Source organism: Salipiger bermudensis, assembly GCF_017309175.1.
GTDB lineage: Bacteria > Pseudomonadota > Alphaproteobacteria > Rhodobacterales > Rhodobacteraceae > Salipiger > Salipiger bermudensis.
In genome coordinates this window covers 201,241-220,009 of sequence record NZ_JAEKJV010000009.1, presented here as the reverse complement: position 1 = coordinate 220,009, position 18,769 = coordinate 201,241, and the positions used below count along the sequence as shown (strand labels likewise).

18 protein-coding genes and 1 pseudogene are annotated in these 18,769 nt (G+C 67.0%); 9 read left to right on the top strand and 10 right to left on the bottom strand.

Features of this window, described 5'->3' with window-relative positions:
- Positions 1-119: 119 nt before the first annotated feature.
- Positions 120-290 (top strand): annotated as a pseudogene (locus tag JF542_RS14320) (IS5/IS1182 family transposase); the annotation flags it as partial.
- Between the two features lie 188 nt (positions 291-478).
- On the opposite strand, the gene JF542_RS14315 reads toward JF542_RS14320, so the two are convergent.
- Together JF542_RS14315 and xylB are read right to left on the bottom strand one after the other, a co-directional pair.
- Entirely contained in the window at positions 479-1,312 is an 834-nt protein-coding gene (locus JF542_RS14315; RefSeq protein ID WP_207076323.1) for a glycosyltransferase family 2 protein, read from the bottom strand.
- A gap of 153 nt (positions 1,313-1,465) precedes the next feature.
- Positions 1,466-2,917, bottom strand: a complete 1,452-nt coding sequence (gene xylB, locus JF542_RS14310) for a xylulokinase (RefSeq protein WP_207076322.1) — start codon at positions 2,915-2,917, stop codon at positions 1,466-1,468.
- A gap of 290 nt (positions 2,918-3,207) precedes the next feature.
- Between xylB and murJ the strand changes: the two genes are divergently transcribed.
- A complete protein-coding gene (gene murJ, locus JF542_RS14305; RefSeq protein ID WP_007797003.1) occupies positions 3,208-4,755 on the top strand; it encodes a murein biosynthesis integral membrane protein MurJ in 1,548 nt (515 codons plus the stop codon).
- Between the two features lie 12 nt (positions 4,756-4,767).
- Positions 4,768-6,255 carry a phospholipase D-like domain-containing protein gene (locus tag JF542_RS14300; protein ID WP_207076321.1) on the top strand — a complete coding sequence of 496 codons (1,488 nt, stop codon included), beginning with the start codon at positions 4,768-4,770 and terminating at the stop codon, positions 6,253-6,255.
- A gap of 5 nt (positions 6,256-6,260) precedes the next feature.
- Here JF542_RS14300 and JF542_RS14295 read toward each other — a convergent pair whose 3' ends face one another.
- On the bottom strand, positions 6,261-6,947 hold the full coding sequence (locus JF542_RS14295; RefSeq protein WP_207076320.1) for a rhomboid family intramembrane serine protease: 687 nt from the start codon (positions 6,945-6,947) through the stop codon (positions 6,261-6,263).
- A 78-nt stretch (positions 6,948-7,025) separates the two neighbouring features.
- On the opposite strand from JF542_RS14295, the gene trpS reads away from it, so the two are divergent.
- Positions 7,026-8,060, top strand: coding sequence for a tryptophan--tRNA ligase (gene trpS, locus JF542_RS14290; RefSeq protein WP_007797009.1), 1,035 nt, complete (start codon positions 7,026-7,028; stop codon positions 8,058-8,060).
- 124 nt (positions 8,061-8,184) lie between these two features.
- Here the strand turns inward: trpS and JF542_RS14285 are convergent, their stop codons facing one another.
- Both JF542_RS14285 and JF542_RS14280 read right to left on the bottom strand, forming a co-directional pair.
- Positions 8,185-8,811 (bottom strand): hypothetical protein, encoded by a 627-nt coding sequence (locus tag JF542_RS14285; RefSeq protein WP_207076319.1) that lies wholly within the window; start codon positions 8,809-8,811, stop codon positions 8,185-8,187.
- Between the two features lie 78 nt (positions 8,812-8,889).
- Positions 8,890-9,864, bottom strand: a complete 975-nt coding sequence (locus JF542_RS14280) for a DMT family transporter (protein ID WP_007797013.1) — start codon at positions 9,862-9,864, stop codon at positions 8,890-8,892.
- A 193-nt stretch (positions 9,865-10,057) separates the two neighbouring features.
- Here JF542_RS14280 and JF542_RS14275 point away from each other — a divergent pair, with 193 nt between their 5' ends.
- Positions 10,058-10,990: an ABC transporter ATP-binding protein gene (locus tag JF542_RS14275; RefSeq protein ID WP_207076318.1), complete on the top strand. Its 933-nt coding sequence runs from the start codon at positions 10,058-10,060 to the stop codon at positions 10,988-10,990.
- 5 nt (positions 10,991-10,995) lie between these two features.
- The gene (locus tag JF542_RS14270) at positions 10,996-11,757 is read left to right on the top strand and encodes an ABC transporter permease (RefSeq protein ID WP_207076328.1); all 762 of its coding nucleotides are present in this window, start codon (positions 10,996-10,998) and stop codon (positions 11,755-11,757) included.
- Between the two features lie 4 nt (positions 11,758-11,761).
- Here the strand turns inward: JF542_RS14270 and JF542_RS14265 are convergent, their stop codons facing one another.
- A complete protein-coding gene (locus JF542_RS14265; protein ID WP_207076317.1) occupies positions 11,762-12,823 on the bottom strand; it encodes a YeeE/YedE family protein in 1,062 nt (353 codons plus the stop codon).
- 168 nt (positions 12,824-12,991) lie between these two features.
- Between JF542_RS14265 and JF542_RS14260 the strand changes: the two genes are divergently transcribed.
- Both JF542_RS14260 and JF542_RS14255 read left to right on the top strand, forming a co-directional pair.
- Positions 12,992-14,224 carry an MFS transporter gene (locus tag JF542_RS14260; protein WP_207076316.1) on the top strand — a complete coding sequence of 411 codons (1,233 nt, stop codon included), beginning with the start codon at positions 12,992-12,994 and terminating at the stop codon, positions 14,222-14,224.
- Positions 14,225-14,457: 233 nt separating this feature from the next.
- Positions 14,458-15,360, top strand: a complete 903-nt coding sequence (locus JF542_RS14255; protein WP_207076315.1) for a DMT family transporter — start codon at positions 14,458-14,460, stop codon at positions 15,358-15,360.
- A gap of 23 nt (positions 15,361-15,383) precedes the next feature.
- On the opposite strand, the gene ruvB is transcribed toward JF542_RS14255, so the two are convergent.
- Genes ruvB through ruvC form a run of 3 tightly spaced genes read right to left on the bottom strand, consistent with a single transcriptional unit; the run spans position 15,384 to position 17,589 of the window.
- Positions 15,384-16,409, bottom strand: coding sequence for a Holliday junction branch migration DNA helicase RuvB (gene ruvB / locus JF542_RS14250; protein WP_207076314.1), 1,026 nt, complete (start codon positions 16,407-16,409; stop codon positions 15,384-15,386).
- A 17-nt stretch (positions 16,410-16,426) separates the two neighbouring features.
- Positions 16,427-17,101, bottom strand: coding sequence for a Holliday junction branch migration protein RuvA (gene ruvA, locus JF542_RS14245; RefSeq protein WP_207076313.1), 675 nt, complete (start codon positions 17,099-17,101; stop codon positions 16,427-16,429).
- On the bottom strand, positions 17,098-17,589 hold the full coding sequence (ruvC, locus tag JF542_RS14240) for a crossover junction endodeoxyribonuclease RuvC (RefSeq protein ID WP_207076312.1): 492 nt from the start codon (positions 17,587-17,589) through the stop codon (positions 17,098-17,100). The genes ruvA and ruvC overlap by 4 nt, the downstream gene beginning before the upstream one ends.
- A 324-nt stretch (positions 17,590-17,913) precedes the next feature.
- On the opposite strand from ruvC, the gene JF542_RS14235 reads away from it, so the two are divergent.
- The gene (locus JF542_RS14235) at positions 17,914-18,204 is read left to right on the top strand and encodes a DUF1127 domain-containing protein (RefSeq protein ID WP_207076311.1); all 291 of its coding nucleotides are present in this window, start codon (positions 17,914-17,916) and stop codon (positions 18,202-18,204) included.
- Between the two features lie 147 nt (positions 18,205-18,351).
- Here JF542_RS14235 and JF542_RS14230 read toward each other — a convergent pair whose 3' ends face one another.
- Positions 18,352-18,696 carry a hypothetical protein gene (locus tag JF542_RS14230; protein ID WP_207076310.1) on the bottom strand — a complete coding sequence of 115 codons (345 nt, stop codon included), beginning with the start codon at positions 18,694-18,696 and terminating at the stop codon, positions 18,352-18,354.
- Positions 18,697-18,769: the final 73 nt, after the last annotated feature.

Genomic DNA, 18,769 nt, shown 5'->3' with positions numbered 1-18,769 from the left:
TTGAAACCTTGGCCCGCGTCACCGACAATCCAACCGTCAGGCTGCCCGCAGTGGCATCCTGATCAGGCCCGGACCTCTCCGAAGGTCGACGCTCCTACACCATGCCGTGGGGCACTATCGGTTATCACGCCCGAAGTCGCGTCGAGGCACAGATGAACCGCCTCAAGCTTTTCGGAGACCGGGTCATGTCACGAGACCCTGACCGTCAGACCGCAGAAATCCAGATCCGCATCGCCATCATGAACCGCTGCTCGGCCCTGGGAAGGGCCGAGATCAAAGCCATCGCCTGAAACCTACGGGGAAAGGGGCGGATCATCCTGGTGTCCAATTAGTGCAACAACGCCTCGCGGCACGTCGGTGGACCTGCGCTCACCTGTTGATCTGCGCAACAGCGCCGCTTCGCATCGCTCTCACAGGCCCGCGGGATGGCGAGAGCGACGACGGATTTCCAGGATGTCATCCGGCCGATCGAAATCGATTAACGCCACATCCCGTAGGTGTCCTGAAAATACGAGACGGCTCTGCGATTGGAGCCATCCCGATCACTGTCGTTGAACACGCTCGTCAGCAAGGCCTCGATGGGAGCGTTCGCGGCACGCCGGCAGATTTCTTGCCGCCTCGGGACCCAGATCGGGATGTTGCGGCGCGCCAGGTGGCCGGAGAGCCAGATGTCATCAACCATCCAGATGTCGTCCGGGATGTCGTAGAAGGCTTCATCCACGAAGTCCGGAAGCATGACCGCCCCGGCGTAGCCCTGCAGAAGATCGACATACCCCGCACGCAGCACGGTGCGTCGAGACGGCTTCTCGCCCGCGGTTCGAAAGCTCCGTTCGCTCCATTGCTGACGCAAACGTCGCAAGCGGTAGTACGGGTCGAAGCGCTGCTTGCCCACCTCCGCTCGAGGGAGCCTTTTTGCGGTGGCGGCGCTTGGGACAACTTCGGACAGATGGCGACCAATCGCCGCGACGCACTCACCGCCTCTCCTTGCATGCGCGGCGAGAAGGCCGCTGGCCCAGGTCCTCGGGTAAATCCGGTCATCATCGCAGAACAGGATCGGAACACCGCTGCCAGACAAATCTCGGGCGGCATGCAGGAGCTTGGATGCAGGTCCCAGATCGTCGTCGACGACGACAAGCCTGACACCGTCCGGGAGATCGGGCCGTTGTCCCGACCATGTGGGACAACGGCGATACCTCTTTGGAATGTAGACACGGATCTCATCGATACGCGCGGTCTGATCGAGCAAGCTCTTCAGTACAGGAGCAAGCCCGCCAAAACGCGGCGGAATCGAGGTCAGGGAAATGATCGTCATTCGGGGGCCTTAACCAAGGTTGCGATGTCTCGATAGAGGCCACCATGACGGCCGTCCAGAAAAGCAGCGACGTCATTCAGCAGGACGCAGCCAGGCATCGGCGTCGACGCCCACCGGCCCCTAGCCGCCGGAGGCCAGCCCGAGCACCCCCTCCTACTGGATCTCGCGCGTCGGGCCATAGGCGGCACGAAAGCGCGTGTAGGCATCGTCGAACGCCGGGGTGAGGGCCGTGTCCGGCGCAATCTCCTCGCTGATCGCCGGGGCGGTCATCACCTCCCCGACCGATGCGTCGCCCGACGCCACCATGCCCAGCCGCGCAGCTCCCAGCGCCGCGCCGAACTCGCCGCCCGCGGGCAGCTCGAGGGTCACGTCGAGAGCCGTGGCGATGAGCTTCAGCCAGTAGCGCGAGCGCGCGCCGCCACCGATCGCCATCAGACGCTCGAGCCTCAGCCCGGTGGCGCCCAGCGCGCGCTGGCTGTCGCGCAGCCCGAAGGCCACGCCCTCGAGCACCGCGCGGGCCATGTCGTCGCGCGAGGTGTCGGCGCCGAGCCCGGTGAAGCTGCCGCGAATCCCGGCATCGTTATGCGGCGTGCGCTCGCCCGAGAGATAGGGCAGGAAGCGCACTCGCCCCGGCGCCTGCAGGCTCTCGCCCAGCGGCGCGGTGAGCTCGGCCGGTTTGGCGCCGGTGATGCGCGCCAGCCAGTTCAGGCTGTCGGTGGCCGAGAGCATCACGCCCATCTGGTACCAGCGCGACGGCACCGCGTGGCAGAAGGTGTGCAGCGCCGTCTCGGGCGCCGGGTGATAGCCGTCACGCGCCGCAAGCAGCACCCCCGAGGTGCCCAGCGAGACAAAGCCCTGCCCCTCGTTCATCGTGCCGATGCCACAGGCCGCGGCGGCGTTGTCGCCGGCCCCGCCGGCCACCACCACCGACGCATTCACACCCCAGCGCGCTGCAAGATCCGGGCGCAACGTGCCGCCGGCCTCGGAGCCCTCCACGAGCGCCGGCATCTGGTCGCGGCGCATGTGCCCTGCCTCGAGCAGCACCTCGGACCAGTCACGCGCGCCGGTGTCGAGCCACGACGTGCCAGCGCTGTCGGACATGTCGGCGAAAGTTTCGCCGGTCAGGTAGTGGTTGAGATAGGCGGTCGGCAGCAACACCTTGTCGATGCGCGCAAAATTCTCGGGCTCGTGGGTGCGCACCCAGTCGAGCTTGGGCGCGGTGAAGCCCGGGAACACGATGTTGCCCGAGAGCGCGCGGATGCCCTCGGTGGCATCGAGCCGTGCCGCTTCGGCATGGCTGCGGGTGTCGTTCCAGAGGATGCAGGGCCGGATCACCGCGCCGGAGGCATCGAGCAGTGTCGCCCCGTGCATGTGCCCGGAGATGCCGATGCCGCGGAGCCCGGCGAACTCGGGATGCGCCGCGCGCAACTCCTCCGCCGCGCCTTCGAGCGCCGCGACCCAGTCGGCGGGGTCCTGCTCGGACCAGCCCGATTGCGGATGCGCCGCCGCATAGTGCCGCTCGGTCGAACCGAGAGGCGTGCCAGTGTCGCTGACCAGCAGGGCGCGCAGCCCCGAGGTGCCCAGATCGATGCCAAGATAGGCCATGAACTCTCCCTTCTGCCGGACGGTCTCCGTCGGGCCGACGCTTGCGCGCGGACGCCCCGCCCCTCCTCCGGTCCTGATGCCTGCGCCAGCGCGGCGCTCTCGTCCCGCCGAGTTCTGCCCGCCGATGGTCGCGCTGGTCAAGCGGCGATGCGCACATCGCGGTGGCGCTATCATCCCCTGCCCTGTTTCGCGCCGACCCGAGATCTCCCCCCTTCCTCCACCTGCCCCGATCAGCTACCCATTGGCAAAGGCCGACGCGGACGAGCGGCCATGCGAGGGCGCGAGCAGACATGAAACCCATTCGCCTGATCTCGGGCATCCTCACCGTCGGCTTCTGGACGCTGGCCAGCCGCGTGCTCGGCGTCGCGCGCGAGATCCTGATCCTCGCCTATATCGGGCCCGGCCCGGTGATGGACGCCTTCGTCGCGGCCTTCCGCCTGCCCAACATGTTCCGCCGGTTCTTTGCCGAGGGCGCCTTCAATGCCGCCTTCGTGCCGATCTTCTCGAAGAAATACGAAGGCGAGGAAGACCCACTGCGCTTCGCCCGCGACGCGCTGAACGGGCTGGCCTTCGTGCTGCTGCTCCTGAGCGCGCTGGCGTTGATCTTCATGCCGGCGCTGGTCTGGGCCACCGCCGGAGGCTTTGCCGGCGACGCGCGCTTCGAGCTGACCGTGGGTTATGGCCGGATCATCTTTCCCTACATCCTGTTCATCTCGCTGGCGGCGCTGTTTTCCGGCGCCCTGAACGCCACCGGGCATTTCGCCGCCGCCGCCGCCGCGCCGGTGCTGCTGAATATCTTCGTCATCATTGCCATGGTCGTGGCTGCGGTGATTGGCGGCGACGTGATCCAGTGGCTGGTCTGGACCATTCCGTTTGCCGGCGTGGCGCAGCTGGCGCTGGTCTGGGTCGCGGCCGAGCGCGCCGGGGTGAAGGTGCGCCCGGGCATGCCGCGGCTCACCCCCGACATGAAGCGGCTGGTGCGCGTGGCGGTGCCGGCGGCGCTCGCTGGCGGGGTCATGCAGATCAACCTGCTCGTCGGTCAGCAGGTGGCCTCGCAGTTCGACAAGGCGGTGGGCTGGCTCTACGCCGCCGATCGGCTCTATCAGCTGCCGCTGGGCGTGGTCGGGATCGCGGTGGGCATCGTGCTGCTGCCGGACCTGTCGCGTCGGCTCAAGGCCGAGGACGACGGTGGCGCACGGCACGCCTTTTCGCGCGCCGGAGAGATGGCACTGGCGCTGACGATCCCGGCAGCGGTGGCCCTGATGGTGATCCCGCTGCCAATGGTCTCGGTGCTGTTCGAGCGAGGCGCGACCTCGGCCGATGACAGCGCCGCCATCGCTTTGGCGGTGGCGATCTACGGGCTCGGCCTGCCGGCCTTCGTGCTGCAGAAGGTGCTGCAGCCGCTGTTCTTCGCCCGCGAGGACACCCGCACGCCGTTCCGCTACGCGGTCTGGTCGATGGTGGTGAACGCGGTGATCGCGGTGGGGCTCGCGCCGCTGATCGGCTGGATTGCCCCCGCCATCGCCACCACCGTCGCGGGCTGGGTCATGGTGCTGATGCTGGGCATCGGCGGGCGCCGCATTGGCGACACGGCGCGCTTCGACCAGCGCTTCCGCCGGCGCATCTGGGGCATCCTCGCCGCCTCTTTTGTGATGGGTGCGATTCTGTGGGGAACCTATCTGCTGCTCGGCCCGTTGCTGAACAGAGACTACTGGCGCTACCCTGCGCTCGTGCTGCTGCTTGCTGTCGGACTCGTGTCCTACGGCGCGGCCGGTCAGGCGCTGGGGGCCTTTCGGCTGTCCGACTTCAAGGCGGCCCTAAGACGCAAACGGACCTGACACGGACGGACCATGACACTGACCTCGCTGATCACCGCCGCCGAAGGCTTCCCCGCACTGGAGAGGCTCGCGGCCTCGGCGCAGGAGGAGTTGGTCATGTCGTTCCGTATCCTCGATCCACAGACCCGGCTGCGCACGCCCGAACTGAAGGAGCGTGGCCTCGAGACATGGGCAGACCTGCTGGCCATGCTGTCTCAGAGGGGCGTGAAGATCCGTATGGTGCTGTCGGATTTCGACCCGATCTTCGCCTCCGATCTGCACCGTCTGGCCTGGCGTTCGGCCAGTGGCTTCGCCTCTGCCATGAAGGGCGACGTGCAGATCGTCTGCGCCCCGCACGGACAGATGGCCGGCCCGCTTTGGCGGTTGTTCATGCGTGGACGCATCGCCCGGATGATGAACAAGCTGCGCTCGGAAGAGAGCGGCAAGCTCACGCCGGTGCAGCGCGCTCTTCTCAAGGGCCCGGCACGTCTGCGCCCGGTGACGATCCACCAGAAATTCGCCGTCGCCGACAATGCCCGCTGCATCATCGGCGGGCTCGACATCAACGAGCGTCGCTACGACACCCACGAGCACGACCGCCCGCCGGAAGAGACCTGGCACGATGTCTCGATGCAGGTCGACGACCCGGATTTCTCCGCCGCGCTGCGGGTGCATTTCTCGGACACCTGGAACGATGCGCTGGCCTGCGGCGTGTCCTGCATCGGTGACGGTGCCGAGGAAATGCCGGCCAAGACCCGCCCGCAGCCGCCCGCCGACCTGAGGCTGATCCGCACCATCTCGGCCCCCTGCCCCGGCCCCGCCCGGCTGGCGCCGCGCGCCAAGGTGCAGGATCACGAGAAGGCGCTGATCGCGATGATCGGCGAGGCGCAACACCACATCTACATCGAGACCCAGTTCCTGCGCCACCGGCCCATCGTCGATGCGCTGGTCAAGGCGGCCGAGCGCGCACCCGAGCTGCAGCTGGTGATCATCCTGCCGCCCGCCGCCGAGCGGGTGCTGTTCAGCAGCGACATGGGCTGGGACGCGCGCCACGGCCACGGGCTGCAGACCGAAGCCGCGCACCGGCTGACCAAGGCCTATTCCGAGAACCTCGCGATGATCTCGCCCGGCCAGTCGAAGCCTGCCAAGGACGGCGAGGCCGACGTGCTTGAGGCCGGGCCGATCTACGTGCATTCCAAGGTGACGCTGGTCGATGATCGTGTGGGGCTGGTGGGATCGGCCAACCTCAACGGACGCTCGCTGCGCTGGGACACCGAGGCCTCGGTGATGTTCCGCCGCCCGGAGGACGTGAAGGCGCTGCGCGAACGGCTGGCGAAGATCTGGCTCGGGCCCCGGCTCGGGGCGCAGAGCACCACATCGGCCCGCACCTGGCGGCAGGCGGCGCTGGCCAATGCGGCTCTGGAGCCCAGCGAACGCGAGGGGTTCGTCCTGCCCTACCCTTCGGCCAGCGGCAAGGATTTCTCGCGCCGCGTGCCGGTGCTGCCCGACGACATGTTCTGAACCGCTCAATCCCGGCGCAGCTTGTCGATCAGTCGCGCCCAGCCGCCGGGCACCAGCAGCAGCGTCAGCGTGAAGCCGGTGGCGAAGCCCGCGAGATCAGCCACCCAGTCCTTGCTGCCGCCGAAGATCAGCCCGAACACCAGCTGGATCGCCAGAAGCATCCCGATCAGCGAGAACGCCCGCACCTGTTGCGCCCCCAACTGCCCCAGTCGCAGCCAGAGCAGATAGGTAAAGCCGCCGATCAGGCCGTAGACCGCTGGGAAAGCACCGATCAGCGGCACCTGTGTTTCGACGATCAGCCCGTAGGCCAGCGCGCCGGCAAAGGTCGACGCGAAGAAGATCACCACGGTGCGCACCGAGCCCAGCGCCTCGGCCACCATCTTGCCCATCGCCAGCAGCATGACCCCGGCAAAGAGCGCGTGGGTGAAGCTCGCATGCACGAAGGGATAGCTGAAGAAGCGCACCAGATGCTCGGCGGGGAACTGCCCCGTCGCCAGCATCCAGCGCAGCACCTGCCCGAAGAACGCAAAGCGCTCCATCGCCTCGAGCCGCCAACCCAGCGCCGAGGGCCCGCCGATCAGCCCGTAGCCCCCAAGCGAGAAGGCGGCCTCGACGCCCACGATGACGATGAACAGGGCCATGACCACCGGCGGCATCGGATTCAGGGGCGGTTCGTTATGCGGATGCACCATTGGCAGGGCTCTTTCTTGACGGCATGTCGGGGCATGGGTAAGCCAGCCCCACCCGAATTTCCAGACGGAGTTGAGCCCATGTCCGAGGCGGCCCAGAACAATCCCGCCTTCACCCCGCGCGTGTTTTCCGGAATCCAGCCTTCCGGAGGCCTGACGCTCGGCAATTATCTCGGCGCGATGAAGCGCTTCGTGGACATGCAGGGAAGCGGCATCGAGACGATCTACTGCGTCGTCGACATGCACGCGATCACCGTCTGGCAGGATCCGCAGGCGCTGCAGAAACAGACCCGCGAACTGACCGCAGGCTATCTCGCCGCCGGGCTCGACCCGACGAAATCGATCCTGTTCAACCAGAGCCAGGTGCCCGAGCACGCGCAGCTGGCCTGGATCTTCAACTGCGTCGCGCGTCTGGGCTGGATGAACCGGATGACCCAGTTCAAGGACAAGGCCGGCAAGAATGCCGAGAAGGCCTCGCTGGGGCTTTACGCCTATCCCGCCCTGATGGCCGCCGATATCCTGGTCTACCACGCCACGCAGGTGCCGGTGGGCGAAGACCAAAAACAGCACGTGGAGCTGACCCGCGACATCGCGGCGAAGTTCAACCATGACTACGGCACCGAGTTCTTTCCGATGACCGACCCGGTGATCGAAGGGGCGGCGACGCGGGTGATGAGCCTGCGCGACGGCTCGAAGAAGATGTCGAAATCCGACCCTTCGGATGCCAGCCGGATCAACATGACCGACGATGCCGACGCCATCGCCAAGAAGATCCGCAAGGCCAAGACCGACCCAGAGCCGCTGCCCTCTGAGACCGCGGGCCTCGCCGAACGCCCCGAGGCGCGCAACCTCGTCAACATCTACGCGGCCCTCTCCGAGCAGTCCGTCGATGCGGTGATGGCGGATGTGGGCGGCAAGCCGTTCTCGGAGTTCAAGCCGATGCTGGCGGATCTTGCCGTGGCCAAGCTGGCGCCGATCTCGACCGAGATGGCGCGCTACATGGAGGATCCGGCCGAGATTGACCGCATCCTCGCCGATGGTGCCGGCCGGGCGCGCAAGATCGCCTCGCCGATCCTGAAGAAGACCTATGAGATCGTCGGTATGGTGGGCGCCTGAGCCCACCTGACCACGCGGAGGGGCGCCGGACGTTGCTGGTGCGCCCGAAGATTTTTCGTCCGAAAAATCTTGCCCTCGGCGGGATGCGAAGAGTTTTCGGACGAAAACTCTTCGTGCCCCGCCCTCAGCCCTGAACCCCGATCCGGGCAGAGAGCCGCAGCGCGTGGCTGGCATCGCTCGCCTGCGCCGGCATCACCGGATCATAGGCCGCGCGCAGGAGCGCCCCGATCTCGGGGCGCAACACCACGCGGCCATCCTCGAGCACGCCCAGCGCCGAGCGCTCGGCAAAGGCACGCTCCGACCAGAGCAGCATAACCTGAACCACCTGCGCCAGCGCCAGCTCCTCGGCGGGCTGCGCGGCCAGCGCCTCGTCGACCCGCAGGAACACGAAAACCGCCCTGATCGCGCCCTGCTGGTCGAAGCGGAAGGCGCGGTACTGGTTGGCATCCGCTGCCTGCAGCTTCGCCACCAGCGGCTCGAGATCCTCGATCAGCCGCCCGAGGTCGGGCACCTCGAGCAGCTCGGCCCAGTCACGGAAGAAGAACACCATGACATTGGCGCCGAGCTCGGGATCGGTCTCGGCCATCTTGGCGCCGGCAAGCGAACAGACCGCCTCGAACGCACCCTTGATCACCGAAAGCGTCTCGTCCTCGACCCCGAAGACGATCGGCACCAGCGGCCGCCCCCAGCGGGCGCAGAGGTAGCTGCCGTCATTGCGGGTGAAGAGTGGTTCGATCTCCTGCGGCTGCATGGGGTCTCCTTGGATGGCGTTGGCGATGGCACTGGGCGCCGCGCTTATAGGGCAAGCGGGACGGCGGTTGAAGCCGGCTCAGCGCCGGCCCCAGAGCCTGCGCCGTCCGGGCGCCGGGCTGTCCTTCTTGCGCTCTCGCAGGAAAACAAAGAGCCCGGCCCCCACGATCAGCGCACAGCCGACCCAGACATTCGCCCCCGGCCATTCCCCGAAGATCAGCCAGCCCCAGAGAATCGCCAGCGGCAGGCCAACATATTCGAACGGCGCGATGGTCGCCGCCGCCGCCAGCCGGTAGGCGGCGCTCAGCGCGTAACCCACGAAGCCCGAGAGCGTGCCGAGCGCCAGCAGCACTAGCGCATCGCGCCCGCTCGGCATCACCCAGGGGCGCAGCAGGAAGCGCAACGCCTCACTCTCGACGCTGTCGGCATAGCGCCCGTCGCCCGCCACCAGCCAGAAGCCGAACGCGACCACGAGGAAGGTCGCCTGCAGGTAGACGGCCAGTGCTGAGGCCCGCGTGGTCAGCCCCAGCCGCCGCGTCAGCACCTGCAACATGGCGTAGAAGAATGCCGCGATCACTGGCAGCAGAAGCACCACGCGCGAGACCTCGAGATCATCCTTCCACGGCTGCTGCATCACCAGCGCACCGAGAAAGCCCACCACCACGGCGCCCAGCCGCATCGGACCGACCTTTTCGCCGAGGAAGGGGATCGAAAGCAACGTGATGAACAGCGGGGCCACGAAGAACAGCGCCGTAACCTGCGCCAGCGACAGCACCGCGAAGGCGGCGTAGAAGGTCATGTTCGCGAGCACCACGAGCAGGCCGCGCAGCATGTGCAGCACCGGCGTCTCGGTGCGCAGCAGGTGCCAGCCACCCTCGACCTTCACCAGCGCCAGCGTGATCACCAGCCCCATGCAGGCGCGCGCGGCGACGATCTCGTGCAGCGGGTAGCCGCCCGAGAGCAGCTTGATCAGCATGTCGTTGACCGAGATCGCGGCCACGCCGAGACAGATGAAGAGGATGCCCAGCCCGGGGCGGTCGGAAAGCGTGTTCATGACCATCTTGCTAGTCCCGCGTGGCTGGCGGCACCAGCGCAAAGCGCAACTCATCCCGCGGGGGGTCTGCGCCTGCACCGCGCAAGGGGTAGCGCTCGTGTAGCGCACAAGGGGCCCTGCGCGCGCGCACGTTGCGTTTCGACGCTAACAGGCTAGGTTCCGGCACCAAGACGACAGGACGGAAGGGACCGCGATGGCGATGGTCGAACTGCGGCAGGTCCGCAAGGTCTATGACAGCGGGTTCGAGGCTTTGAAGGGCGTCGACCTCGAGATCGAGAAGGGCGAGATCCTCGCATTGCTCGGCCCCAACGGCGCCGGCAAGACAACGCTGATCTCCATCGTCTGCGGGCTGGTGATGCCAAGCTCGGGCAGCCTCATGGTGGGCGGGCACGACGTGGTGGGCGAGTATCGCGCGGCGCGCTCGCTGATCGGGCTGGTGCCGCAGGAAATCAGCCTCGAGCCCTTCGAAAAGGTCGGCAACGCGGTGCGCCTGTCGCGTGGGCTGTTCGGCAAGCCCCGCAACGACGCGCTGATCGAGGAGATCCTCCGCCGCCTGTCGCTCTGGGACAAGCGCGACACGCCGATCCGGGCGCTCTCGGGCGGCATGAAGCGCCGGGTGCTGATCGCCAAGGCTCTGAGTCACGAGCCCGAGGTGCTGTTTCTCGACGAGCCAACGGCGGGCGTCGACGTGGAGCTGCGCCGCGACATGTGGGAGATCGTCGCCGATCTCAAGGCGCGCGGCGTCACCATCATCCTGACCACCCATTACATCGAAGAGGCCGAGGCCATCGCCGACCGCATCGGCGTCATCAACCAGGGCGAGATCCTGCTGGTCGAGGAGAAGGCCAGCCTGATGAAGCGGCTGGGCCGCAAGGAGCTGCGCATCGAGCTGGCGGAGCCGGTCACGGCGCTGCCCGAGACGCTCTCGGACCGCAGCCTGCGTCTCGAGGAGGAGGGCCGCGTGCTGGTCTATGATTACGACACCTCGGCCGAGCGCACCGGACTGGCGAAGCTGATGGCCGAGCTCAGCGCCGCGGGCCTCAGCGTGCGCGATGTCGACACCCGAAAGAGCACGCTTGAGGACATCTTCGTCGATCTCGTCAAGCAACAGGAGGGCGCGGCATGAGCGGCATGAACTGGCGCGGCATCTGGGCGATCTACAAGTTCGAGATGATGCGGTTTTTCCGCACCCTGCTGCAGAGCTTCGTCTCTCCGGTGATCTCGACCTCGCTCTATTTCGTCGTTTTCGGCACCGCCATCGGCGGCCGCATCGACCAGGTCGAGGGGGTGAGCTATGGCGCCTTCATCGTGCCCGGCCTGATCATGCTGTCGGTGATCACGCAGGCGATCTCCAACGCCTCCTTCGGGATCTATTTCCCCAAGTTCATCGGCACGATCTACGAGCTGCTCTCAGCGCCGCTGAACTTCCTCGAGATCGTCATCGGCTATGTCGGCGCGGCGGCCACCAAGGCGCTGTTCATCGGCACCGTGATCCTTCTGACCGCCTCGTTCTTCGTCGAGATCCAGATCCTGCACCCGCTGGCGATGGTGGCCTTCCTGCTGCTCACCTGTCTGAGCTTCGCGCTCTTGGGCTTCATCCTCGGGCTCTGGGCAGGCAATTTCGAGCAGCTGCAGCTGGTGCCGCTGCTGGTGGTGACGCCTCTGGTCTTCCTTGGCGGCTCGTTCTACTCGATCTCGATGCTGCCCTCGGCGTGGCAAACGGTGGCGCTGTTCAATCCAGTGGTATACCTGATCTCGGGCTTCCGCTGGGCCTTCTTCGGCATCGCCGACGTGCCGGTGGGGCTGAGCCTTCTGGCCATCGCGGGCTTCACCCTGCTCTGCCTCGGGGTGATCTGGTGGATTTTCCGCACCGGCTGGCGGCTGCGCTCCTGAGCCATCAGGCCGGCGCGCAGCTGCGCCGGCCGCCCATCAGCAGATCGGTGGTCATGCCGCCGATCCACATGCAAAACAGCGCCAGCCAAGCGGTGCCCACGAAGATCGACCCGCCGGTGACGCCGGCACCGATGGCACAGCCCCCGGCCAACATGCCGCCGAACCCCATCAGCGCCGCCCCGAACATGGCGTTGCGCAGCGGTGTCGGCCCGTCGAATCCCTGAACCTTCAGCTCGCGGCTCCAGGCCGCGGCGAGGAAGGCACCGAGGAACACCCCCGGCACCAGCCCGATGTCGAACTCCAGCACCGCGTTGCGGTCGAGGAAAAACATCAACGTGTGCGCCGATGGCCCGGTGAAGGTGGCGCTCTCGACCTGCACCGGGTCGAAGGCCACGTTGGAGAGCGCGTAGGTCAGCACCCAACCCAAAGCCACGGCAAAGCCGACACCCGAGGCAAAGACCAGCCGCCGCGCCCCGATGCGGTTGCGCCGCGACAGCTCGAGCGCCAGCACCGCGATGGCGAGCCCGATCACCAGCCCGGCCTCGCGCGGCAAGTGCGCCGCCGCCAGCAGATCCATGTTGCGCCCGCCGGAGGTCACCCAGAGCGCCGCGATACGGTCGCGCCACGGCGCCAGCAGCCCGCCAAGGCTCATCTGCGCCACAACCGCGAAGATCAGCCCCGAGATCACCGAGCGCAGGTTGCCCGTCGCCGCCATCACCAAGAGCCGCCCGGAGCAGCCATTGGCCAGCACCATGCCGGCACCGAACATCAGCCCGCCGATGATCGCGCCGGACCAGCTTCCGGGCACAGCCATCATGCGCGCGTTCGAGGCATCGAACACCCCCAGCAGCTGCGCCCCCTGCACCCAGACCAGCGCCGTCGAGAAGGTCAGCAGCCAGACCGCCACCTTGTCCTTCATCTCGCCGCGCGCGAACTCGACCACCGCCGCGCGCAGGCAGAAGCGCGAGCGCTGCGCCGCGATGCCGAACACCACGCCTGTGATCAGCCCGAACAGCGCCGCTGTGGGGCTTTCGCCCAGACGGTCGACCAGCGAGACCAGGTCCATGACAGCGTCCTCCCTTTCGCTTGGCGGAAACTCATGCCCGCATGCGAATATGTTGTCCTTGATTCAGGTCATGAGCGCGCATGCACGATGCCGGCCGCACCGGCCAATGTGCGCTGGCGCGCAACGACACGTCTCGCCAAGACCACACAAAGCGCCTAAGCCTGTGCCATGCCCCGTATCGTGCCCCTTGCCGCGGCGGGCGCCCTGCCGGTCTGGCGGCGGCCCGTGACGCTTCTCTTCCTGATGGCCATCGCCATGCCGCTGAGCTTTGCCACGTGGTCGGCGCTGCTCAACAACTTCGTCATCGACGCGGCAGAGTTCGACGGCTCCGACATCGGCTGGCTGCACACGGTGCGCGAGATCCCCGGCTTTCTCGCCATCGGGGTGATCCTCGTGCTGCTGGTGATGCGCGAGCAGGTGCTCGCGCTCTCGGCCCTCACGCTTCTGGGGGCCGCCACCGCCGCCACAGCGTGGTTCCCCTCTATGGGCGGCATCCTGATCATCACCATGCTGAGTTCGATCGGCTTCCACTATTACGAGACGGTGAACCAGAGCCTGCAACTGCAGTGGCTGCCAAAGGACCGGGCGCCGCAGATGCTGGGCTGGCTGCTTGCGGCGGCCAGCGGCGCCACCTTCGTGGCCTACGTGGTCATCGTGATGACCTGGGAGGCGCTCGGCCTGTCCTACAACAGCGTCTATATGGCCTCGGGCGGGCTGACGCTGGTGATCGTGGCCTATTGTGCCTTCGCCTTCCCGCAGTTCGAAAGCCCGAACCCCCAACGCAAGCGCTTCATTCTGCGCCGGCGCTACTGGCTCTACTACGCGCTGCAGTTCATGTCCGGCGCGCGGCGGCAGATCTTCGTGGTCTTCGCCGGCTTCATGATGGTCGAGCGCTTCGGCTTTGCGGTGCACGAGGTCACCGGGCTCTACCTGATCAACCTGATGGTCAACCTCGTGGCCGCGCCGCTGCTCGGCAAGGCGGTGCAGCACTTCGGCGAGCGCCGGGTGCTGATCTTCGAGTATGTCGGCCTGACCCTGGTCTTCCTCGCCTATGGCGGGCTCTACTGGTTCGGCTGGGGCGTGCTCTTGGCCTCGATCCTCTACGTCATAGACCATATCTTCTTCGGCCTCGCGCTGGCGCTAAAGACCTATTTCCAGAAGATCGCCGACCCGGGTGACATCGCCCCCACCGCCGCCGTGGCCTTCACCATCAACCACATCGCCGCCGTGGTCCTGCCCTTCCTGCTGGGCTATCTCTGGCTGGTCTCGCCCGGCGCCGTCTTCGGCCTCGCCGCCGGCATGGCGCTGATCTCGCTCAGCCTTGCGCTGATGATCCCGCGCCACCCCGAGCCGGGCCATGAGACGGTCTTCGCCTCCCTCGCCCCCGCCCCGGCGGAATAACCAGGCCGCCAGCGCCGCGCCCTGCCCTTCTCTGGTTCGGCAAATACCTCGGGGGGTGAATTGGCCGCAGGCCAAGAGGGGGCTGGCCCCCGTCCTGCGCCGTGGCGCCGTGGCACGGGCGAGACGGTCCGAGGCGGCGCAAATGCCCCGGGAACGGGCTTGAAGCCGTTTGCAGACATATAATCCTTCGATCCCGCTGGCCTTTCCGGGCTTTGCCCGTCAAAGCTGCGCGCATGGACCTCTGGATCGCCGTCACGCTCTCTGCCGCCTTCTTCCAGACCTTGCGCTTCATGCTGCACAAGGTGCTGAGCATGGGTGCGCTGAGTTCAACCGGCAGCACCTTCGCGCGCTTCGCCTACGCGCTGCCCGCGGCGCTGCTCTTCACCGCCGCCTATCTCTACGCCACCGGACAGGGCTGGCCGCGCCTCACCCTTGCCTTCTGGCTCTACGCCTGGATCGGAGCGCTGGGGCAGATCCTCGCCACGATCTGCGTCGTGGCGCTGTTCCGGCAGCGCAATTTCGCCGTGGGCATCACCTTCAAGAAGACCGAGGTCATCCAGACCGCCATCGTCGGCTTCGTGCTGCTGGGCGAGGCGATCTCCCCCGCCGGCTGGGGCGCCATCCTGATCGGGCTCGTGGGGGTGCTGCTGCTCTCCGACACGCCCGATGTCGACGGCTCGTTCCTGCGCCGGATCGCCAACCGGGCGGTGGCGCTAGGGCTCGCCTCGGGGTTCTTCTTCGCCTTCTCCGCCGTCGGCTACCGCGCGGCCTCGCTCGAGATCAGTGTCGACGATCCGATCCTGCGCGCCTCGGTCACGCTGAGTTGCGTGGTGCTGTCGCAATGCCTGGCCATGGCGATCTGGCTGAAGCGCTTCGAGCCCGGACAGATCACCGCCGTCTGGCAGGCCCGCAAGGTGGCGCTCTGGCTCGGACTCACCTCGATGGCCGGCAGCCTGTCATGGTTTACCGCCTTCACGCTGCAGACCGCCGCCTACGTGCAAGCGCTGGGGCAGGTCGAGCTGATCTTCTCGCTGCTGGCCTCGGTGCTGTTCTTCCACGAACGCGTGACCCGCAGGGAACTGGCAGGGATCGGCTTCCTCGCGCTCTCGATCCTCGTGCTCGTGGCGGTGCTCTGAGGCGGCGCGCGCGGGGCCTGCGGTCAGTCGAAAAGGCTCGACTGTCCCGGGGGCTGCGGCGCTGCGAGGCCGAGATGGGTCCAGGCGCGCTGCGCCAGCATCCGGCCGCGCGGGGTACGCTGGATCAGCCCCTGTTGCAGCAGGTAGGGCTCGATCACTTCCTCGATGGCGTCGCGGCTTTCCGACAGCGCCGCGGCGATGGTCTCGATGCCCACCGGGCCGCCGCCGTAATGCTCGGCGATGAGGCCGAGATAGCGTCGGTCGGCGCCATCGAGCCCGAGCCCGTCAACCCCCAGCCGGGTGAGCGCGCCATCGGCCAGTTCGCGCGTCACCACGCCATTGCCCTCGACCACCGCGAAATCCACCACCCTGCGCAGCAGCCGCCCGGCGATGCGCGGCGTGCCGCGGGCGCGTCGGGCGATCTCGCGCGCGCCATCGGGTTCGGCCCGAACGCCGAGCTTCTCGGCGTTGCGGGTGACGATGCTGTTGAGCTCCTCGACGGTGTAGAACTGCAGCCGCGTCGGAATGCCGAAACGATCCCGCAGCGGCGTGGTCAGCAGGCCGAGCCGGGTCGTGGCACCGACCAGCGTGAAGGGCTGCAGCTCGATGCGCACGGTGCGTGCCGCCGGGCCCTCACCGATCACAAGGTCGAGTTCGTAATCCTCCATCGCCGGGTAGAGCACCTCTTCCACCGCGGCGTTCAGGCGGTGGATCTCGTCGATGAAGAGCACATCGTTGCGCTCAAGATTCGTCAGGATCGCCGCGAGATCGCCGGCCTTCGCCAGCACCGGGCCGGAGGTCATGCGGAAGTTCACCCCCAGCTCGCGCGCCATGATCTGCGCCAGCGTGGTCTTGCCGAGGCCGGGAGGGCCGTGGAACAGCGTGTGGTCCATCGCCTCACTGCGCTGACGGGCGGACTGGATGAAGACCCTCAGGTTGGCGCGCGCCTCGGCCTGCCCGACGAAATCCCCGAGCATCTGCGGCCGCAAGGCGCGGTCGCGATCCTCGGGCATGGGCTCGGGGCGCAGGGTGGGATCCGGATCGGTCATATCCATTCCTTACCGCCTCAGCCCTTCGGCGCCAGCAGTTTCAGCGCCGCGCGGATCAGCTCGGCGGTCGTGGCCTCGGGCAGATCGCCGGCCGCCTGCGCCACCGCGCCTGCCGCCTCGCCCGGAGCGTAGCCGAGATTGGAGAGCGCCGAGAGCGCCTCGGACTGGGCCGGTGCCGCGGCGGGCGCAGGGCGCGGAGCGGGAGCACGGGGGGCGGCGGGTGCGGGAGACGGGTCCTCGAGCACGTCGTCGCCGGGGCTGGCCGTCGGGCCGGCGCCCATCGCCATGACCATGGGCGCCTTGTCCTTCAGCTCGTTGACCACGCGCTGCGCGGTCTTCGGGCCGATGCCCTTGGCGGCCTTGATCGCGGTGCCGTCGCCGAGCGCGATGGCGCGGCTGACGCCGTCGGGACCGAGCGTGCCGAGAATCGCCAGCGACGCCTTGGCGCCGACGCCCTGAACCGTCATCAGCAGCCGGAACCACTCTTTCTCGACCAGCGTCGGGAAGCCGTAGAGTTGCAGCAGATCCTCGCGCACCATGAGGTCGGTATAAAGCGCCGCCGCCTCACCGGGGCCGGACAGGCCGGCGAGCACCCGGTCGGAGCAATAGACCACGTAGCCCACGCCGCGCACGTCGATCAGCACGTGATCTTCGCCCTTGTACTCGATGCGTCCCGCGATGCGCCCGATCATGCCCGTATCCTTGCTTGCTGCGGCCCCACGTGATGCGCGTGGCAGATCGCAATGGCCAGCGCGTCGGCGGCGTCGGGCCCGGCGATCTGCACGCCCGGGAGCTGCATCTTCACCATGTGGTCGATCTGGCGCTTGTCGGCGTGGCCGACCCCCACCACGGTCTTCTTCACCTTGTTGGGTGCATATTCACCCACCGGCAGGCCGAACTGCGCCGGCACCAAGAGCGCCACGCCGCGCGCCTGCCCAAGCTTCAGCGTGCCGACCGCGTCCTTGTTGACGAAGGTCTGCTCGACGGCAGCGATCTGCGGCGCGAAGCGGGTCAGTACCTCGGTGAGCTGCCGGTGAAGCGCAAGCAGGCGCGTGGCGAGATCGTCGCCGCCCTCCGACTCGCAAACGCCGTTGGCGACATGCCTCAGGCGGCTGCCTTCGGCGTCGATGATTCCCCATCCCAGCCGTCTCAGACCCGGATCAATGCCGAGAACCCTCATTCCTGCCCGCCTTTATGTTGCCTGTTTGCCATCGAGTAGCACGAAACGCGAACATTCGCCAAGCAAGAAGCGCGAACCTCCTTGGTTGCGTGGCGCCTCTTGCGAGGGCGGTGCAGCCCGTTTGCGACATCCAGAGGTTTGCGCGCGACTTCGGAGTGATGGAAAAATGGGCGAAATTACCTGCGGTTAACTTATTTCATGAGCCATTCGCAAAACGCATAAGGACCATGCATTTTCTGCGAGTTGTCGTCTGACGAGCGCTTCACTAGATGCCTCGCATAGAAATCAGGCACTCTGAAAACATCAAGTCAAGGACACTGACCCATGTCGGCATATGACTCCTTCCGCCAGAACGCTGGTGCCGCCGGTATGGCCGGCCGCATCGGCACTGTCTTCCTAAATGGCTACGGCGCGACGCCGGAGCGTGGCGCTTCCGCCTCCTACGAGATCGCAGCCTCGGTGAGCCGCTTCTTCGCGACCCTCACCGACGCGATCGTCGATTGGAACGACGCGCGTCTGACCCGCAAGAGCCTCGAGGCCCTGACCGATCGCGAACTCGACGATATCGGTCTGACCCGCGCAGACATCTACGCCGTCGCACGCGGCGACTTCTAATACTACGGCCCCTCTCCGAGGGGCCACCCCCGCCACTCACGGCCAAGACGAGAAAGCCGCGCCCTTCCGAGGAAGGCGCGGCTTTCTTCATGTCTGGACATGATATCTGGCGGTGGGACAGGCGTCAGGGCGCGTGCCCCTGCGCCCTCAGCCGAAAAGCGGTTGCAGCAGGGAGGCCACCCACAGGCTGGCCGGGTCGGCGCCCATCAACCAGGCGCCGGCGCGCTCGAGCGCGCTGCCTTGGGACAGATGCGCGAGCCGCGCGACGTATTCCTCGATGCCGAGGCTGGCGCAGAGAAGGCCCTTGAAGACGAGAAAGCCAAGCACCGCGGTCAGCAGCCCCTTCAGCGAGAAGAACGGAACCCGGCGGATCGGCTTGTGCTCGATAATGCCGTTGCGGTTCAGCTTGGTGGTGTATCCGCTGGCGAGCTTGTGGTGCTTCTGGACAACCGCACGCTGGCGCTTGTCGAAGTCGTATAGAGCCTTATCCATGGCAACCTCTTACACTCCGGCCCCCACCGGATGGGCCGCATATGCGCTTCCAATGGGGCAAAAATGTGACTTT

Coding starts and splice junctions, on each gene's coding strand:
- JF542_RS14315 (WP_207076323.1), bottom strand. CDS start 1,312: ATGACGATCATTTCCCTGACCTCGATTCCGCCGCGTTTTGGCGGGCTT.
- xylB (WP_207076322.1), bottom strand. CDS start 2,917: ATGGCCTATCTTGGCATCGATCTGGGCACCTCGGGGCTGCGCGCCCTG.
- murJ (WP_007797003.1), top strand. CDS start 3,208: ATGAAACCCATTCGCCTGATCTCGGGCATCCTCACCGTCGGCTTCTGG.
- JF542_RS14300 (WP_207076321.1), top strand. CDS start 4,768: ATGACACTGACCTCGCTGATCACCGCCGCCGAAGGCTTCCCCGCACTG.
- JF542_RS14295 (WP_207076320.1), bottom strand. CDS start 6,947: ATGGTGCATCCGCATAACGAACCGCCCCTGAATCCGATGCCGCCGGTG.
- trpS (WP_007797009.1), top strand. CDS start 7,026: ATGTCCGAGGCGGCCCAGAACAATCCCGCCTTCACCCCGCGCGTGTTT.
- JF542_RS14285 (WP_207076319.1), bottom strand. CDS start 8,811: ATGCAGCCGCAGGAGATCGAACCACTCTTCACCCGCAATGACGGCAGC.
- JF542_RS14280 (WP_007797013.1), bottom strand. CDS start 9,864: ATGAACACGCTTTCCGACCGCCCCGGGCTGGGCATCCTCTTCATCTGT.
- JF542_RS14275 (WP_207076318.1), top strand. CDS start 10,058: ATGGCGATGGTCGAACTGCGGCAGGTCCGCAAGGTCTATGACAGCGGG.
- JF542_RS14270 (WP_207076328.1), top strand. CDS start 10,996: ATGAACTGGCGCGGCATCTGGGCGATCTACAAGTTCGAGATGATGCGG.
- JF542_RS14265 (WP_207076317.1), bottom strand. CDS start 12,823: ATGGACCTGGTCTCGCTGGTCGACCGTCTGGGCGAAAGCCCCACAGCG.
- JF542_RS14260 (WP_207076316.1), top strand. CDS start 12,992: ATGCCCCGTATCGTGCCCCTTGCCGCGGCGGGCGCCCTGCCGGTCTGG.
- JF542_RS14255 (WP_207076315.1), top strand. CDS start 14,458: ATGGACCTCTGGATCGCCGTCACGCTCTCTGCCGCCTTCTTCCAGACC.
- ruvB (WP_207076314.1), bottom strand. CDS start 16,409: ATGACCGATCCGGATCCCACCCTGCGCCCCGAGCCCATGCCCGAGGAT.
- ruvA (WP_207076313.1), bottom strand. CDS start 17,101: ATGATCGGGCGCATCGCGGGACGCATCGAGTACAAGGGCGAAGATCAC.
- ruvC (WP_207076312.1), bottom strand. CDS start 17,589: ATGAGGGTTCTCGGCATTGATCCGGGTCTGAGACGGCTGGGATGGGGA.
- JF542_RS14235 (WP_207076311.1), top strand. CDS start 17,914: ATGTCGGCATATGACTCCTTCCGCCAGAACGCTGGTGCCGCCGGTATG.
- JF542_RS14230 (WP_207076310.1), bottom strand. CDS start 18,696: ATGGATAAGGCTCTATACGACTTCGACAAGCGCCAGCGTGCGGTTGTC.